The organism is Clostridium sp. MSTE9, assembly GCF_000277625.1.
In the GTDB taxonomy this organism is placed as follows: domain Bacteria; phylum Bacillota; class Clostridia; order Oscillospirales; family Acutalibacteraceae; genus Faecalispora; species Faecalispora jeddahensis.
This window is the reverse complement of sequence record NZ_AKFU01000004.1, coordinates 35,605-51,458: the sequence shown is the minus strand read 5'-3', so window position 1 is coordinate 51,458 and position 15,854 is coordinate 35,605. Positions and strand designations below refer to the sequence as shown.

The following is a 15,854-nucleotide window of genomic DNA, read 5'->3' as shown; positions in this document are numbered from 1 at the left end:
TGGAACTCCCTCAGGGCGACCAAAGGCGCTGCCTTTGGAAACCGAGAGAGGCTCCCGCTCTGGTTCTGTTTTCACGCACAGGCACGGCCTGCGCGTAAAGCGAGTACATAAGGGAAGCTTTAATATCCACAAAAAGTAAGAGAAAGAGTACTCTGAGGGCAAACTCTCACCTACAAAGAATGCAGCAGAGCCGCACTAAGAAAACACCAAGCTGACGAGAGCGCTCTGAAAATGCCCGCCGACAGACGGGATTGCTAAGCTTGTTTTTAGATGAAACTCGGAGAGTGGGCATTTTCATTGGAGCGCCTTTTCAGTAGCTTTCGTTTGCACTTACAGGAGCCGTTCCCCAAACGGATTCCAAAGGTGCCCTTTGGCGAGCCTTTGCTTACTTTCGCCTCGTAGCGAAAGTAAGTGCCCGCCCCGGCACGAGGGGCAAGTCTGCGCTAGCAGAATTTTCATATGGGGCAACCCACAAAAAATACTTTTTCATATCTTATAGATAAATAAAGGCAAATCTGAAATGAAGGCAAAGCTAAGCTTTTAAGTTATTATAGCATGATTTCTTCCGGAATTCCAGCCTTTCCGCCCCAACGGAGCAAAGCAGAACGATGCACAGTACCACCAGCGCGGCCGCAGCAGCGGGGGTGCCGGAGAGCTCCCCGTTCAGGGCGCGGGAGGTGTTTTCGAAAGCAGGAGCGGCCTGAGGGAAAATCTGGAACAAAACAACGGCAAAAATAGCCGAGAAAATTCCTTTGATCAGTTGGTGAGCAAAAAACATCGAGCGCGAAAACGGAATTTTCGTCAGGGACGACAACACCTGAAAATGAACGCAAAGTCCGCCCCAGCCCATGGCGAAGGCAAATAACATCGCACTGCCGCCCAGAGCGGCAATGTCGAAGCAGCCGCCGGTTACCTCCATAATCACCGAGAGAGCGGCGCCGCACACGGCGGAGGGCATCCCAAGGCGAAGCAGAAATTGTGCCAAGAAGGCCGCGGCCCCAATCTCGCGCAGCAGCGCGATCAGTACGGAGAACAAAATCACAAAGGCGCACAGATTCATGGTTCCTCTCGCGGCATCCACTGTGGAATCAATCAGCGGCGAAGAGCTGTACTTGCCTTTCTGTGCGGGCGCTGTGGAAAGCGATTCCCTTGGCTCTGAAAACTTTAACAGAAATCCCAGCAAAATGGAGGCTCCCAGCTGGGCGCAGAGCAGAAGGGCCCCGGCGGTGGGATTGCCCAGCAGGCCGACCCCTACCACACTGATGACAAACGCCGGCCCCGCATTGACGCAGAACGAAGCCATGCGGGCCGCCTGTCGGTCGGTGATGCTGCCCTGCTGGTGCAGAGCGGCAATTCCCCGCGCTCCGACCGGGAATCCGCCAACCATGCTCATCAGGATGGTGGCGGCGGTGCAGCCGGGCAGGCGGAACAAAACCCTTGTTACAGGGCCAAGAAACTTGCCCATCGCGTCAGAAATTCCCGATTTTACCAGGTAGGTAGAAAGCGCCATAAACGGGAACAGAGAGGGCACCAGAATAATCAGGCAGTACTCCAGCCCCCGTATGGCGCCCGACGCAGCCGCGGCAGGCAAAAACAAAAGCCCCGCTCCAAAGGCGGCGGCGAACAGCGCGGAAAATATTTTACCGGAATACATATACTTCACCTCAGATCATGTATATGAATCCGGGTGATTTTTATATCACGAATCGCATAAGTTTATAGTAAAAATATGGAATTGGGGCAGGTGTTTCTCCCGGCCGTCGGCAGGAAAGAAACGCCTGGGCTTCCATTTTGATTCGCGGAGTTTTGGTATGATACAGAAAGAAAATCATGGGATGAGGTGTCGCGGTGAAGAAAAAGCAAGTGAACGTGCCAAGCCTTCCTCCGCCGTCGCTGCTCAGCGGATTCCGCATGGAAATCAGCGGGAACCGCGAGGCGGTTCTAGAAGGCTGCGGCGGCGTTTTGGAATACAGCGAAGAAGCGATACGGGTGCGCGCGGGGAAAATGAGCGTCCGGTTTACGGGGCGGAACCTGAAGATCAAATGCCTGACGGCGGATTCCCTTGTGGTGGAGGGATACCTGACTGGCCTGGAATTTATAACGTGAGGTGTAACAATGGGGTCGATTGCTTTTGTGCGCTGGATTCTGGGATGGGTGGATTTTCAAATCCGCCCGCGCAGAAAGGGTGCTTGTGAGCGCTTTCTGAATCTGTGTGCCCGGCAGGGCGTGGCCCTTTGGCGCATTGGGCGCTCGGAGGAGTTTTTCACCGCGGCCATCGCGGTCGGGCGGTACGAAGAGCTGCGCCCGATTGCGCGCAAGGCCGGGGTACGTCTGAAATCGGGCAAGCGTCATGGACTGCCCTTCCTGTGGAAAAGGGTTTCTTCCAGAAAAGGGATTCTGGCGGGGATGGTCGTATTTGCCGTGACGCTGCACATATTCTCGATGTATGTGTGGAGCGTTCAGGTGACGGGGAATACCAGCATTCCAAGCGATCAAATCCTCACGGAGGCGAAAAATCTGGGGCTTTCTCCCGGCGCGCTGAAAAGCCGGCTGGAATATCAGGAGCTGCAGCGCCGGCTGATGATCGCTTTCCCCGATGTTTCGTGGCTTTCGGTCAATACGCAGGGCTGCATGATTGAAATCGCGCTGGAGGAGCGGATCAAGCATCCCGAAGCGGAGAATCAGGAGAAGATCAGCAACCTCAAGGCCTCCGCTTCCGGGCAGATCATCAAGCTGGAGGTAACCGGCGGCGCTTTGCAGGTGAAGGTGGGGGATGCGGTCGTCAAGGGTCAGCTGCTCGTCAGCGGCATTGCGGAGGATGCCACCGGCGGAACGCGGATGATGCGCTCTTCCGGTAAAGTCATTGCAGAAACCGAGAAAAGCCTTGTGGCCGAAATTCCCATGAAGCAGACTGTTCAACGCCCGACCGGCAAACAGATCGTTCGCCGCAGCGTGCGGATTTTCGGTCTGGAGCTGCCACTGTCCCTCACGGGCCGCCCGCAGGGGGAATACCAAAAGGAATCGCAGCGCGTTACGCTCAAAGGCAAAACGGGCGACCTGCCGATTTCTCTTTATACCGAAACCTGGTCGGAGCAGACGAACGAGGAAATTACCCTGACCGAGGCACAGGCCGAGGAGCAGGCCAGAGCAAAGATAGAGGAATTAAAGCAGCAGGAATGGAAGGATGTAAAGATCCTTTCCTCCAACCTTTCCGGGAAAATCGAAGGGGATGTTTATCGCATGACATTGTACTGCCAATGCGAGGAAAATATTGCGCTTGAATCAGAAATTCTGTTTAAACCATAAAAATTTTGTGAATAATTTTATTGAATTTTTATTGTATTTCTGATGACGGATGGTGCGAATCATGTTATAATATACAAGAAATGCAGAGATGGCGAAAGGTGAAAGAATGTTTGAACAACGCATCAATATAGATCGCATGGAGCAGGCCGTCGCACTTTTCGGCAGCTTCGATGAAAATATTAAGCTGGTGGAAAAGGAATATCAGGTCAGCGTCATCGGGCGCGGGGCGGAAATTAAGGTTTCCGGCGAACCTGAAAATGTAGGAAAGGCGGTTCGCGTCATCGAAAGCCTTCTTTCACTGATCAACAGAGGGGAAGCGCTCAGCGAACAGAATGTGCGCTACTGTATCTCGCTGATCAACGACGGCAGCGAAGAAAAAATCGAAACTCTGGCGGGCGACTGCATCTGCATTACGTCGAAAGGCAAGCCCGTAAAACCCAAAACCCTTGGGCAGAAGAATTACTGCAATCAGATCCGGCAAAACACCATCACCATTGGGGTGGGGCCTGCCGGTACTGGTAAAACATACCTCGCTGTGGCCATGGCGGTCACGGCGTTCCGCGCTCAGGAGGTCAACCGGATTATCCTGACCCGGCCCGCGGTGGAGGCCGGTGAGAAGCTGGGATTTCTGCCCGGCGATCTGCAGCAGAAGGTAGACCCTTATCTGCGCCCTTTGTACGACGCGCTGTTCGATATGCTGGGAGCGGAAACGTACCAGAAATATCTTGAGCGCGGCAATATTGAAGTGGCGCCGCTGGCGTATATGCGCGGCAGAACGCTCGACGACAGCTTCATCATTCTGGATGAGGCGCAGAATACTTCCCCCGAACAGATGAAAATGTTTCTGACCCGACTGGGCTTTAACTCAAAAATGGTCATCACCGGCGATGTGACCCAGATCGACCTGCCGGACGGAAAGCGTTCCGGTCTGAAGGACGTGATGCGTATTTTGAGGAACATTGACGACATTGCGCAGGTCAGATTCAGCGACAAGGATGTTGTGCGCCACCGTCTGGTGCAAGACATCATCAAGGCTTATGAAAAGAATGAAGAGAGCAGGAGATAGAGATGGAAAAGATCAGAGTCATCATTGATAATAAACAAAAGGAAGTGAAAATCCCTACCGGGCTTCGGATGCTGATTCGCCGCTGCTGCAATGCAGTTCTGCGGCTGGAAAAATTCCCCTATCCGGCAGAGATCAGCGTGACCTTTGTCAATAACGAGCAGATTCGCGAGCTGAATCATCAGTACCGCGAAAAGGATGTTCCCACGGATGTGCTGAGCTTCCCGATGGGCGAAAACGGGCAGTACGATGAAAATCATGATACCGGGGCAAAAATTCTGGGCGACATCGTTCTTTCGATGGAAAAGGCGGTGGAGCAGGCCGACCGTTACGGCCACAGCCTCGAGCGCGAGGTGGGGTATCTTTGCGCTCATTCCATGCTGCATCTGCTGGGGTACGACCACGAGCAGGGCGGAATGGACCGCGTACGCATGCGCGAAAAAGAGGAGCAGGTAATGACGCAGCTGGGACTGCCAAGCACCAGCAGCTACGTTCTGGATGAGGATGAAGAGTAAACGAAAAAAGCGCTTTCTGAAAAGCCTGAAATATGCTTTTCGGGGCGTGATATACTGTATCAATAACGAACGGAACATGCGGATCCATACAGTGGCGGCGTTGTATGTGTTCGCTTTTTCGTTCTTTTTTGAATTGACCCGCACGCAGTATGCGCTGCTGTTTATTACCTTTGCCATGGTGATGGGAGCGGAGCTGTTCAACACCGTTGCGGAAGAAATTTCAGACATGCTGGCTTCCAGCTTTCACCCGGTCGTGCGGATCATCAAAGACCTAGCGGCGGGCGCGGTGCTGGTGTTTGCCGGTTTTGCAGTGGGGGTCGGCCTGTGCCTGTTCTGGCGGCCGGTCGTACTGCTTTCGATTGTGCGGCTGTTTTTATACAATCCGCTGTATCTGTGTGCGCTGGTACTCGTTACGGCAGCCGGTATGGTGTATATTTTGCTGGGGCCGGTCGGTATTCGCGATACCCTGCACCGCAATAAAAATAAAAAATCAAATCAGAAATAATAGGATCATAGTCGATGCGCTTTGAAAGCTGGATGTTTCCACTCTACCAAAAGGCGGGGAACAAAACGGCTGCTTTCTGAAAGCGGCATTGCTATAGAAAAAGGAGCATTCGTTTGTCGGAATTGAATCAAATGCAGGAAACTGCCGGAAAAACCGCGTTTATCGCAATCGTAGGGCGCCCCAATGTGGGGAAATCGTCTATCCTGAACCGCCTGCTTGGCCAGAAGGTCGCGATCGTCAGCAGCAAGCCTCAGACGACCCGCACCCGCATTATGGGGGTGCTGACTGAGGGCGACACCCAGCTGGTGTTTTTGGACACGCCCGGCCTGCACAAGCCGCGCACGCGTCTGGGGGACTATATGGTCAAATCCGTTACGGAATCCGTTGCGGGTGTGGACGCCTGCCTGCTCGTTGCGGAAGCGGGTACCCGCATCAGCCCCGCCGATCACGAGCTGATGGAAAAATTCAGTTCGATGGGTCTGCCTGCGATTCTCGCGATCAATAAAATCGATATGCTGGGGGATAAATCCCCGCTGATGGCGCAGATCGGCGCTTTCGCGCAGAAGTTTGGCTTCGAGGCGGTGGTTCCGGTGTCGGCGAAAGACGGCAACGGCATGACACTGCTCAAGCAGGAGCTGATGAAGCTGGCGCAGCCCGGCGGGCATTTCTTTGCGGACGACACCCTCACCGATCAGCCGGAGCGCGTACTGGCGGCCGAGATGGTGCGCGAGAAAATCCTGCGCCTGACGGACAAAGAGATCCCTCACGGCATCGCCGTGGCGGTAGAGAGCATGAAGGAGCGCGAGGATGGCAGCGGAATCACCGATATTCAGGCGATCATCTTCTGCGAGCGCGATACGCACAAGGGAATCCTGATCGGCAAGAACGGTTCCATGCTCAAAAAGATCGGCATGTATGCCAGAGAAGACATGGAACGCTTCTTCGACTGCAAGATCAACCTTCAGCTTTGGGTGAAGGTGAAAGAGGATTGGCGCAACCGCGAAAACCTGCTGTGCTCGCTGGGGTACGATTCAAACTCGTTCCAGTAACACAAAAAACGCGAAAAATTTGTCAAAAGCTGGCGAACGTTCTTTTATTTTCCTTTCATACTGTTCTCCGAACTGCAAATACTCTTCTTGGGATTCTTTTTTGGGAGGCGTTTTTTGTGGACAGAGAACAGGCTTGGAATGTTTTTCAGCAGACCGGCAGCGTAGAGGCCTATTTGCATTACGCAAGGCTGACGCAGGCCATGAACCAGCAGACTACCGGTCGGCAGCCCGAGGAGGAAGAGTATGCAAATCAATACCGAGGGCTTAGTCCTTATGGAGAAGAGCGTGGGTGAAAGCGACCGGCTCGTTACGGTTTTGACCCGCGACGAGGGAGTCATCCGCGCGTTTGCACAGCAGGCGAAACGCCTGCAGAACCGAAAATTGTCCTCCACACAATTGCTTAGCTATTCCCGCCTTTCTGTTTACAAGGGGCGGGATAAGTACATAATTAACGACGCCTGGCCGATCGAATCCTTTTTTGATCTGCGCTTGGATATGGAAAGGCTGTCCCTTGCCCAATATTTTTGCGAGCTGGCCGTCGTACTGGCTCCCGAAGAAGCGGAGGCGGGGGATTTTTTGCGTCTGATGCTCAATTCGCTGCATTTTCTGGCAAAGGGGCTGCGGCCAGGCCTGCAGCTGAAGGCTGTGGTGGAAATGCGCATGCTGGCGTTGGCCGGGTACATGCCGGATCTTGTCTGCTGCCGTGACTGCGGCTGCTATGAGGCGGATACCATGTTTTTTCTGCCCCGCAGCGGGGGGATCGTGTGCGGAGACTGCTTTTCTCCCGTGCCCCAGCAGGAGGAACCGGCCATTCCGCTGCCGCGCGGCGTGATGACTGCGCTTCGCCACACGATTTACGCGGATTTCGACAAGCTGTTTTCGTTCCGATTGTCGGACGACGGTCTTCGCCTGCTGGCGGATGCCTCGGAGCAGTATCTGCTTTCCACGGTGCAGCGGCGTTTTGCCACACTTGATTTTTATCATCAGATGACCCGGCCTTAGCCGGGCGGGAGGAACACTATGGATCACAAGCTGATTTTTCGCAGGGCAGAGCCGGAAGATTTGCCCTGCCTTCTGGATTTGTATCTCGGTTCCATTGAGCTGATGCGCTTTCAGGGGATTGACCAGTGGGATGATGTTTACCCAAGTGAAGATGTTTTAATGCAGGATATCGCGAATCGGGAATTATATGTACTGGAGGATGACGATGGGCTCGCGGCCTCCATCGTTCTGAATGAGGACCAGGAGCCGCAGTACCGCTATGTGGACTGGCAGTATCACACCGGCCCCGTCGGAGTCATTCACCGCCTTTGTGTCGATGCCGGGCATCAGGGCAAGGGCTGCGGGAAAAAGATTGCCCGAATGGCGGAAGAGTATTTTCGCGAAAAGGATTACGCGGCCATCCGGCTGGACGCGTTCCCCAAGAATGAGCCTGCGATCCGGCTGTACCGGTCGCTGGGCTATGAGTTTTGCGGCAGAATCCTGCTCCGTAAGGGGGTGTTTCACTGCTTTGAGAAGTCTTTGGCGGTGGAGCTGCAGGAAGAACAGCTGCTTTGAACAACAGTAAGAAAGGAACTTCCATGCAAAAATATAACGTTCAGCGGCACAGCGCCGCTGTGGAACTGGATAAAATTTTAAAGCTTCTGGCGGAACAGACCGCCAGTGAGGATGCCTCGGAGCAGGCGCTGGCGCTCGAGCCTGCCGTTTCTACCGACGAGGTGCGCCGCCGACTGCAAGAGACGGACGATGCGTTCGTCCTGATGGCGAAATTCGGTTCGCCCTCGTTCAGCGGGCTGAAAAATGTCGCGAATCCCCTGCGCCGCGCGCAGGCAGGCGGCGTGCTGAACCTGGTGGATTTCCTGCGGATCGCGGGAGTGCTGCGCACCATGCGCGCGATTTCGGACTGGCGCCGCAAGAGCGAGGGCATGAAAACGACGCTCGATTGGCGGTTTGAATCCGTCGTCCCCAACAAGTATCTCGAAGAAAAGATCAACGCGGTCGTGATTTCGGAGGAAGAGGTAGCCGACAACGCTTCGCCGGAGCTTGCCTCCATCCGCCGCCGTATCCGTGCGGCGTCCTCCCGCGTGCGCGAACAGCTCGATAAAATGATCCGCTCAGCCGCGTACCAGAAATACCTGCAGGACCCGATCGTGACGATGCGCGGCGGGCGCTACGTTGTGCCCGTCAAGGCGGAATGCCGCGGCGAAATCCCCGGCCTGGTGCACGACACCTCCTCCAGCGGCGCGACCGTGTTCGTGGAGCCGATGGGCGTGGTGGAAGCCAACAACGAAATCCGTGTGCTTCAGTCGCGCGAAAGCGCCGAGATCGAGCGGATTTTGGCGGAGCTATCCGCAGAAGCGGGCGGCTTTGCCGATCTGATCATCGAAAGCTACCATGCGGCCGTGGGGCTTGACCTGATATTCGCCAAGGGGCAGCTCGCCTACAAAATGAAGGCCAGCATGCCGAAGGTGAACGATACGGGCAGAATTCTGCTCAATCAGGCACGGCACCCGCTGATCGACCCCAAGCAGGTCGTGCCGATGAACATAGAGCTGGGCACCACGTTCGACACGCTGGTGATCACCGGCCCGAACACCGGCGGCAAGACGGTCACTCTGAAAACGCTGGGCCTTTTGACGCTGATGGCTATGTGCGGCCTGATGCTGCCTGTGGGCGACAACAGCGAAATTTCGGTGTTCCATCAGGTGCTGGCCGACATCGGCGACGAGCAGAGCATCGAGCAGTCGCTCAGTACATTTTCCGCGCACATGACGAATATCATACAGATCATTGAGCAGGCGGACGAGCGCAGCCTCATCCTGCTTGACGAGCTCGGCGCCGGCACCGACCCCGTTGAGGGCGCGGCGCTGGCTATGGCGATTCTGGAGGCGCTGCGCGAACGGCACGCGCGGGTCGCCGCCACCACCCACTATGCGGAGCTCAAGGCCTACGCCCTGCAAACAGCAGGTGTGGAAAACGGCAGCTGTGAGTTTGATGTTGCCACCCTGCGGCCCACGTATCGTCTTTTGATCGGCGTGCCGGGGCGCTCGAACGCGTTTGCCATTTCAAGCCGGCTCGGTCTGAATCAGGAGATTGTCGACCGCGCCCGCGAGCTGGTTTCGGGTGAGGACCGCCGCTTTGAGGATGTGGTTCAGAATCTGGAGCAAAGCCGCCAGAAATTGGAGGCAGAGCGCCGGCAGGCACAGGAGCAGAACGCCGAAGCGCGCAGAATCAGCGAAGAGGCGAGAGAATACCGCGAGCGGCTGGAACGCGAGGCCGCGAAAGAGATCGAGCAGGCCCGCGAGCGCGCGGCGCAGCTCGTGGCGCGCACCCGCGCGCAGGCCGACGCGCTGCTCGAAGAGCTGGAAGAAATGAAGCGCCAGGGCGCAAAGAGCATGACAGCCGAGCAGCGGGCCAGAATGAAGGCCGGCATGCGCGACATGGAGAGCGCTTCCGACCCGGTGAGCAGAAAAGAGCCGGAGACCTATGTGCTGCCCCGTCCGCTGAAAGCGGGTGACGATGTGCTGATTTTCGACATCGACAAAGAAGGCACAGTTGTTGAAACTCCGGCACCAGACGACAAAAAAGTACTCGTGCAGGCTGGTATCATTAAGACAAGGGTTCCCGTAGAGAATCTTCGCCTGCTCGAGCAGAAAACCCAGAACCGCAAAGCGCGCCGCAGCGGCACGAGAAATGTGCCGAAACGCTCCGACGCGCCGGTGATGACTGAGGTGGATGTGCGGGGCGAGGATTCGATCGAGGCCGTTATGAGTGTAGACCGCGCGATCGATTCGGCCCTGCTGTCCGGTATTCACCAGCTCACCATTATTCACGGTAAGGGTACCGGTGTGCTGCGCACCGCCGTACAGCAGCATCTGCGCCGCCATCCCTCCGTAAGAACGTACCGTTTGGGCGTTTTCGGGGAAGGAGAATCCGGCGTAACGATTGTAGAACTGAAATAGGCCGCCCTAAGGCGGCTTTGGGCCAACGGATCATTGCGCGATAGGCTTGGGTCATACCGGCAAATCAGGCTCCGTATCAAAACGGTAGGGAGCCTGGTCTGCGGGCCGGCTTGTCCGCGGCAGGATTCGGTTGGCCTGTTTTTATGAAACCGCCGTCTGGAAAGGAGCTGTCTGATTTGCGTACACCAATTCCCCGCTGGGGGCTGATCACCATAGGGGCTGTCGTCATTCTCGGGATTGCCGCCTTCATCCCTTACCGATTGATGATGACGGACGATCTTGCCGGAAAATACAATCCCGCACCGTCACAGGAGCTGCTGCGCTCCGCCACAGCGTCGATACTCACCGGGGAGCCGGTGGTTTTCACCGAGGAGGAGATCAACGCCTACACCGCGTATCATCTGGAGGATATCCAGAATTATCTGAGCAAGGCCGAATTTCAGCCGAACCAGATTTATCTCACCTTCCCGGAGGAGGACACAGTGACCGCCTATACGCCCGTCACCTGGAACGGGAAGAATCTTGGGGTCACCTCGCAGTCCAAGGTAGTGTACGACGCGGCGAACGAACAGCTAAACATTGAGGTGCGGCAGGTGCGGCTGGGCAAGCTGAGCGTTTCGCCAAAGTTTGCGCTGAACCATCTGTTTACAAAAGAGCTGCCGAGCGGCATCACCAGAGAAGACAACAGGATTATTGTGGACTTAAAACCATACCTGGAATCTGAAAAAGCGGTGCAGTCCGGCTTTTCGCTGGGGCAGTTCAAGGTGCAGAAAAACGGCGTTTTGTTCCAGGCGAGCAGTACTTTGTCCGATAGAGGCAGCAAATTAAAGGAGCAGCTGAAAGAATGGCTGGGCGAAACCTTTACAGGCGATCTGGACGATTTGGCGGGTCAGCTGCAGGATTATTTGAAAAAGAGCGGATTCGGCGGAAAAACGCTTGACTTTTCCGCCCGATTCCTGTATAATTCAGTTCTGTAAAGTGATTGGCTTTACAGAAAGGGACCAACTTTACAGCGAATGAGGGTGCGATATGGCAAAAAATCTGGAAATATCTCTTCTGCTGGATTTTTACGGCGATATGCTCACCGATAAGCAGCGCTGTGTAATCGAGTATTACTATAACGACGATTTGTCCCTTGCGGAAATTGCCGATAACGAGGGCATCACCCGGCAGGGTGTGCGCGACTCCATCAAGCGGGCGGAATCCCAGCTGCTGGAGATGGAGGAACGTCTCGGCCTTGCGCGGCGTTTCCGTGAAATGCGCGAGGGGCTCGAGCAAATCCGCGACGCGGCCGAGCGAATCCGCATTTACAATTCGCAATCCATCTTTTCACAGGATGTGCAGCAGGATGTGTCTTTGATCGAAGACACCGCCCGGCGGCTGTGTGAAGAGTAGACGAAAGGATTTGAAAAGCAGTGGCGTTTGAAGGATTGGCGGAAAAGCTCAGCACCGCCTTTAAAAATTTGAAATCCAAGGGCAAGCTGACCGAAGCCGACGTCAAATCCGCCATGCGCGAGGTTCGCCTCGCATTGCTGGAAGCCGACGTTAACTATAAGGTTGCAAAGGATTTTACCAACAAGGTGACCGAACGGGCCATCGGCACGCAGGTGATGGAAAGCCTGACCCCGGCGCAGATGGTCATTAAGATTGTAGACGAAGAGCTCACCGAGCTGATGGGCGGGCAGCAGGCCCGTCTGAACGAAGCCTCAAAGCCGCCCACGATCGTGATGCTGTGCGGCCTGCAGGGCGCCGGTAAAACGACCCATGCGGGCAAGCTGGCCGCCATGCTGAAAAAGCAGGGGCGCCGCCCTATGCTGGTGGCGTGCGATATTTACCGCCCCGCCGCGATCAAGCAGCTGCAGGTGGTCGGTTCTCAGGCCGGGGTTCCCGTGTTCGAGCAGGGCAGCACAAAGCCGGTGGACGTTTGCCGCGCCGCGGTGCGCCATGCCAGAGACTACGGCAACGACATTCTGATTCTCGATACCGCCGGTCGTTTGCAGATCGACGAGGCGCTCATGAACGAGCTCAAAGAGCTCAAAGGCGCGCTGGAGCCGCAGGAAATTCTTCTGGTGGTCGACTCCATGACCGGTCAGGAAGCGGTGAACGTCGCTAAAACATTCGACGATCTTCTTAATATTTCAGGTGTTATCCTCACAAAGCTCGACGGCGATACCCGCGGCGGCGCGGCGCTTTCTGTTCGCGCGGTCACCGGCAAGCCCATCAAATACGCGGGCATCGGCGAAAAGCTGACGGATCTGGAAGTATTCCACCCCGACCGCATGGCCTCCCGAATTCTGGGGATGGGCGACGTTTTAACACTGATCGAGGACGTTCAGCAGAGCATCGATAAAAAAACGGCGGAGCAAACCGCCCGCAAGATGATGCAGAACAAGATGGACCTGAACGATCTGCTCGACCAGTTCAATCAGATGAAGAAGATGGGCCCGCTCAAATCCGTGCTGTCGAAGCTTCCGGGCATCGATAAGCAGATCAAGGATGTGGACATCGACGAGCGCATCATGGACCGTTCCGCCGCGATCATCCTTTCGATGACGTCGGAGGAGCGCGAGAACCCATCTGTGATCAACCCCTCCCGCAAGCGGCGCATCGCCGCCGGCTGCGGCATGAAGGTGGAGGACGTCAACCGTCTGCTCAAGCAGTTTGAGCAGATGCAGAAGATGATGAAGCAGGTCAAGGGTCTCAAGAAAAAGAAAAGGTTCCCCGGAATGCCGGGGATGCCGGGAATGCCCGGGCAGGGCGGCATGCCGTTCTAAGCCCCGCAAAATCAGGGATTTCATTCAAAAAGGACAAAATCCTTTCAAGTGAATCACATATATTCAATTTAGAATCATATTTTGGAGGTTGTTTCGTATGGCAGTAAAGATCAGATTGCGCAGAATGGGCGCTAAGAAAGCTCCCTTTTATCGTATTGTGGTAGCGGATTCCCGCTTCCCCCGCGACGGCCGCTTCATTGAAGAGATCGGCTACTACAATCCCATGGAGGAGCCCTCTGTTGTGAAGGTAGACGCGGAAAAGGCGAAGAAGTGGATTTCTAACGGCGCTCAGCCCACCGATACCGTGAAAGACCTGTTCAAGAAGCACGGAGTGATTTAAAAGATCGGAGGAGATCTACCGATGGAGAAATTACTGGTTACGATCGCTCAGGGGCTCGTCGAGCATCCCGAAGCCGTTACCGTGCAGGTGGACGAGCCGTCTGAGGACGGCAACGTCGTATATCATCTGCATGTGGCAGAGGATGACATGGGCCGGGTGATCGGCAAGCAGGGGCGTATTGCCAAAGCGATCCGCGTGGTAATGCGTGCCGCAGCGACCCGCACCAATGACAAGGTTTCTGTCGAGATCGACTGATGAACCAAGACTGTAACATGCCCTGTCCCGAATGGGAGGCCGGCTTTGTTGCAGTCTTGTTTTAGGCATGGAGCAAATTCAGGCGGATTGGTTGCAAATTCCGCCGTGCAAAAACAGACTATGCAGCCTCTTCCTCCGCCTTCGGTGAGGGAAGAAGCGGTATGGTCTGGAATCAATTGGCTATGAGGAGGAAGGCAATGCTGCAGCAATATTTGGAGGCGGGAAGAATCGTGGGGACACATGGGGTGAAGGGTGAGCTTCGCATCGAGCCCTGGTGTGATTCCGCGGAGTTTTTGTCTCAGTTCCGCACGCTGTACTGGGACCCGAACGGAACATCTGCTGTGAAGGTGCTTTCCGGCCGGGTGCATAAGCGCCTGCTTCTTGCAACTCTGGAGGGGGTCACCTCTGCCACGCAGGGCGATACGCTGCGCGGGCGGGTATTGTACCTGAGCCGTGCGGATGTGCGCCTGCCGAAGGGCACATGGTTTGTACAGGACCTGCTTGGCCTGACCGTTCTGGATGTCGACACCGGCAAGGAATACGGCAAACTGACGGATATTCTGAAAACCGGTGCGAACGACGTGTACCAGGTCACCTCCCCGGAAGGAAAAACGTATCTCGTTCCCTCCATCCCGCAGGTGGTTCTGGAGCGTGATCCGGAGGGCGGGGTTGTGAAAATCAGACCGATCAAGGGGATTTTTGACGATGAGGATTGATCTGTTGACCCTGTTTCCCGACATGTGCGAAACGGTGATGGCGGAAAGCATCGTGGGCCGGGCCCGCAAAAAAGGCGCGCTGCAGGTGTGCTGTCATCAGATTCGCAATTATGCCTACGACAAGCACTCCCGCGTCGACGACTGTCCGTTCGGCGGCGGAATGGGGATGCTGCTCATGGCGGAGCCGATCGCGGAGTGCATCGACGATCTGGTGCGCCACCTCGGCAAAAAGCCGCATCTTGTCTACATGTCACCGCAGGGTACCGTTTTGACGCAGAAAAAGATGAAGGAGCTGGCCGAACACGAGAATCTCGCGATTCTGTGCGGCCATTATGAAGGGATCGACGAGCGGATCATCGACCGCTATGTGGATGAGCAGATCTCCGCGGGGGATTATGTTCTTACCGGCGGCGAGCTGCCGGCCCTGATTCTCGCGGACGGCATCAGCCGACTGATTCCCGGCGTGCTTTCCGATGATTCCTGCTTTGAGGAAGAAAGCCATTTCAGCGGTCTGCTGGAGTATCCGCAGTATACGCGCCCGGCGAATTGGCGCGGCCTGCAGGCGCCCGAGGTGCTGCTTTCGGGGCATCATGCCAACATTGACAAATGGCGCAGAGAGCAGTCTTTGCTGCGAACCTGGAAGAATCGTCCGGATCTGCTCGAAACGGCCGATTTAGACGAAAAGGACAAAAGATACCTCGCCGCACTTTGTGAAAAAGAGCGGGATTCTTCCGCGAACGAATCAAAATAGAACGCATAGTATAGAATATTCGCAGCGGAGATGTTAGAGGGTACAAAAGTTTTCAACAATCGGGGCAAACTATACAAAGGGATTGCCTGTCCTAAACAGCGTATAGGGCATCAATCCAAAATTAGCCTTCCTTCCTTGACGGCGTTTTCTATTGTGATATAATGACTATGACTTAAAAAATAATGTCAGTTTGTATATTATTATGATGTGAGATGTTTTTCGGGTTAGAAGCTACATTTTGATGCTAGGAGTGAATTTTGAATGTGCGTGAAAGAAGTATTGGTTCAGAATCAGGTAGGGCTGCATGCTCGTCCGGCAACCTTTTTTATTCAGAAAGCCAACGAATTTAAATCCTCGATTTGGGTGGAAAAAGAAGAGCGCCGTGTGAATGCGAAAAGCCTTTTGGGCGTACTGTCCCTGGGGATTGTCGGCGGTACCGATATTCGCATTATTGCTGACGGTTCCGATGAGCAGGATGCTGTCGACAGCCTGGTTGCACTGGTGAAATCCGGCTTTGCGGAGTAAGAACCTGTTTTTTGGTATGAACTGCTAAGCGCCGGCGGGAATCCGGGTTTTCATTGGAAAAGGCTGAGGCCGGCGATTTTTGGGCAATTCAAG

Annotated in this window: 19 protein-coding genes; 18 read left to right on the top strand and 1 reads right to left on the bottom strand. The window is 55.2% G+C overall.

The window, feature by feature from the left end; genetic code table 11:
• Positions 1–532 precede the first annotated feature (532 nt).
• Positions 533–1,654, bottom strand: coding sequence for a nucleoside recognition domain-containing protein (locus HMPREF1141_RS01075; protein WP_009059991.1), 1,122 nt, complete (start codon positions 1,652–1,654; stop codon positions 533–535).
• A gap of 194 nt (positions 1,655–1,848) precedes the next feature.
• On the opposite strand from HMPREF1141_RS01075, the gene HMPREF1141_RS01070 reads away from it, so the two are divergent.
• The 18 genes from HMPREF1141_RS01070 to HMPREF1141_RS00990 all read left to right on the top strand — a co-directional run bounded on the left by HMPREF1141_RS01070 (position 1,849) and on the right by HMPREF1141_RS00990 (position 15,761).
• Positions 1,849–2,106 carry a YabP/YqfC family sporulation protein gene (locus tag HMPREF1141_RS01070; RefSeq protein ID WP_009059974.1) on the top strand — a complete coding sequence of 86 codons (258 nt, stop codon included), beginning with the start codon at positions 1,849–1,851 and terminating at the stop codon, positions 2,104–2,106.
• A gap of 9 nt (positions 2,107–2,115) precedes the next feature.
• A complete protein-coding gene (gene yqfD, locus HMPREF1141_RS01065) occupies positions 2,116–3,306 on the top strand; it encodes a sporulation protein YqfD (protein ID WP_009060048.1) in 1,191 nt (396 codons plus the stop codon).
• Positions 3,307–3,412: 106 nt separating this feature from the next.
• A complete protein-coding gene (locus HMPREF1141_RS01060; RefSeq protein ID WP_009060002.1) occupies positions 3,413–4,372 on the top strand; it encodes a PhoH family protein in 960 nt (319 codons plus the stop codon).
• A 2-nt stretch (positions 4,373–4,374) separates the two neighbouring features.
• The gene (gene ybeY, locus HMPREF1141_RS01055; protein ID WP_009059959.1) at positions 4,375–4,884 is read left to right on the top strand and encodes an rRNA maturation RNase YbeY; all 510 of its coding nucleotides are present in this window, start codon (positions 4,375–4,377) and stop codon (positions 4,882–4,884) included.
• Positions 4,868–5,389, top strand: a complete 522-nt coding sequence (locus HMPREF1141_RS01050; RefSeq protein ID WP_242824536.1) for a diacylglycerol kinase family protein — start codon at positions 4,868–4,870, stop codon at positions 5,387–5,389. Before ybeY ends, HMPREF1141_RS01050 begins: the two co-directional genes overlap by 17 nt.
• A gap of 113 nt (positions 5,390–5,502) precedes the next feature.
• Complete coding sequence (gene era / locus HMPREF1141_RS01045) at positions 5,503–6,438, top strand: GTPase Era (RefSeq protein WP_009060022.1); 936 nt, start codon at positions 5,503–5,505, stop codon at positions 6,436–6,438.
• A gap of 116 nt (positions 6,439–6,554) precedes the next feature.
• Positions 6,555–6,731: a YqzL family protein gene (locus tag HMPREF1141_RS17250; protein WP_009060006.1), complete on the top strand. Its 177-nt coding sequence runs from the start codon at positions 6,555–6,557 to the stop codon at positions 6,729–6,731.
• Positions 6,682–7,440, top strand: coding sequence for a DNA repair protein RecO (recO, locus tag HMPREF1141_RS01040; protein WP_009060028.1), 759 nt, complete (start codon positions 6,682–6,684; stop codon positions 7,438–7,440). The genes HMPREF1141_RS17250 and recO overlap by 50 nt, the downstream gene beginning before the upstream one ends.
• Before the next feature lie 18 nt (positions 7,441–7,458).
• Positions 7,459–7,995, top strand: coding sequence for a GNAT family N-acetyltransferase (locus HMPREF1141_RS01035; protein WP_009060020.1), 537 nt, complete (start codon positions 7,459–7,461; stop codon positions 7,993–7,995).
• Positions 7,992–10,400: an endonuclease MutS2 gene (locus HMPREF1141_RS01030; RefSeq protein WP_009060018.1), complete on the top strand. Its 2,409-nt coding sequence runs from the start codon at positions 7,992–7,994 to the stop codon at positions 10,398–10,400. The genes HMPREF1141_RS01035 and HMPREF1141_RS01030 overlap by 4 nt, the downstream gene beginning before the upstream one ends.
• Positions 10,401–10,576: 176 nt before the next feature.
• Positions 10,577–11,377, top strand: a complete 801-nt coding sequence (locus HMPREF1141_RS01025) for a hypothetical protein (protein ID WP_009060031.1) — start codon at positions 10,577–10,579, stop codon at positions 11,375–11,377.
• 52 nt (positions 11,378–11,429) lie between these two features.
• Complete coding sequence (gene ylxM / locus HMPREF1141_RS01020; protein ID WP_009060045.1) at positions 11,430–11,795, top strand: YlxM family DNA-binding protein; 366 nt, start codon at positions 11,430–11,432, stop codon at positions 11,793–11,795.
• Between the two features lie 20 nt (positions 11,796–11,815).
• Entirely contained in the window at positions 11,816–13,174 is a 1,359-nt protein-coding gene (gene ffh / locus HMPREF1141_RS01015; protein ID WP_009060016.1) for a signal recognition particle protein, read from the top strand.
• A 97-nt stretch (positions 13,175–13,271) separates the two neighbouring features.
• On the top strand, positions 13,272–13,514 hold the full coding sequence (gene rpsP, locus HMPREF1141_RS01010) for a 30S ribosomal protein S16 (RefSeq protein ID WP_009060054.1): 243 nt from the start codon (positions 13,272–13,274) through the stop codon (positions 13,512–13,514).
• 21 nt (positions 13,515–13,535) lie between these two features.
• Complete coding sequence (locus HMPREF1141_RS01005; RefSeq protein WP_009060039.1) at positions 13,536–13,769, top strand: KH domain-containing protein; 234 nt, start codon at positions 13,536–13,538, stop codon at positions 13,767–13,769.
• Between the two features lie 197 nt (positions 13,770–13,966).
• A complete protein-coding gene (gene rimM / locus HMPREF1141_RS01000; protein ID WP_009060024.1) occupies positions 13,967–14,485 on the top strand; it encodes a ribosome maturation factor RimM in 519 nt (172 codons plus the stop codon).
• A complete protein-coding gene (gene trmD / locus HMPREF1141_RS00995; RefSeq protein ID WP_035316343.1) occupies positions 14,475–15,236 on the top strand; it encodes a tRNA (guanosine(37)-N1)-methyltransferase TrmD in 762 nt (253 codons plus the stop codon). The genes rimM and trmD overlap by 11 nt, the downstream gene beginning before the upstream one ends.
• Positions 15,237–15,497: 261 nt before the next feature.
• The gene (locus HMPREF1141_RS00990) at positions 15,498–15,761 is read left to right on the top strand and encodes an HPr family phosphocarrier protein (protein WP_009060040.1); all 264 of its coding nucleotides are present in this window, start codon (positions 15,498–15,500) and stop codon (positions 15,759–15,761) included.
• Positions 15,762–15,854 lie beyond the last annotated feature (93 nt).

Bases quoted from the DNA above. Each gene is read 5' to 3' on its own strand.
- HMPREF1141_RS01035 (WP_009060020.1), top strand. From the start codon at position 7,459: ATGGATCACAAGCTGATTTTTCGCAGGGCAGAGCCGGAAGATTTGCCC.
- HMPREF1141_RS01050 (WP_242824536.1), top strand. From the start codon at position 4,868: ATGAGGATGAAGAGTAAACGAAAAAAGCGCTTTCTGAAAAGCCTGAAA.
- HMPREF1141_RS01060 (WP_009060002.1), top strand. From the start codon at position 3,413: ATGTTTGAACAACGCATCAATATAGATCGCATGGAGCAGGCCGTCGCA.
- rimM (WP_009060024.1), top strand. From the start codon at position 13,967: ATGCTGCAGCAATATTTGGAGGCGGGAAGAATCGTGGGGACACATGGG.
- trmD (WP_035316343.1), top strand. From the start codon at position 14,475: ATGAGGATTGATCTGTTGACCCTGTTTCCCGACATGTGCGAAACGGTG.
- HMPREF1141_RS01075 (WP_009059991.1), bottom strand. From the start codon at position 1,654: ATGTATTCCGGTAAAATATTTTCCGCGCTGTTCGCCGCCGCCTTTGGA.
- ybeY (WP_009059959.1), top strand. From the start codon at position 4,375: ATGGAAAAGATCAGAGTCATCATTGATAATAAACAAAAGGAAGTGAAA.
- ylxM (WP_009060045.1), top strand. From the start codon at position 11,430: ATGGCAAAAAATCTGGAAATATCTCTTCTGCTGGATTTTTACGGCGAT.
- HMPREF1141_RS01005 (WP_009060039.1), top strand. From the start codon at position 13,536: ATGGAGAAATTACTGGTTACGATCGCTCAGGGGCTCGTCGAGCATCCC.
- HMPREF1141_RS00990 (WP_009060040.1), top strand. From the start codon at position 15,498: ATGTGCGTGAAAGAAGTATTGGTTCAGAATCAGGTAGGGCTGCATGCT.
- yqfD (WP_009060048.1), top strand. From the start codon at position 2,116: ATGGGGTCGATTGCTTTTGTGCGCTGGATTCTGGGATGGGTGGATTTT.
- rpsP (WP_009060054.1), top strand. From the start codon at position 13,272: ATGGCAGTAAAGATCAGATTGCGCAGAATGGGCGCTAAGAAAGCTCCC.
- recO (WP_009060028.1), top strand. From the start codon at position 6,682: ATGCAAATCAATACCGAGGGCTTAGTCCTTATGGAGAAGAGCGTGGGT.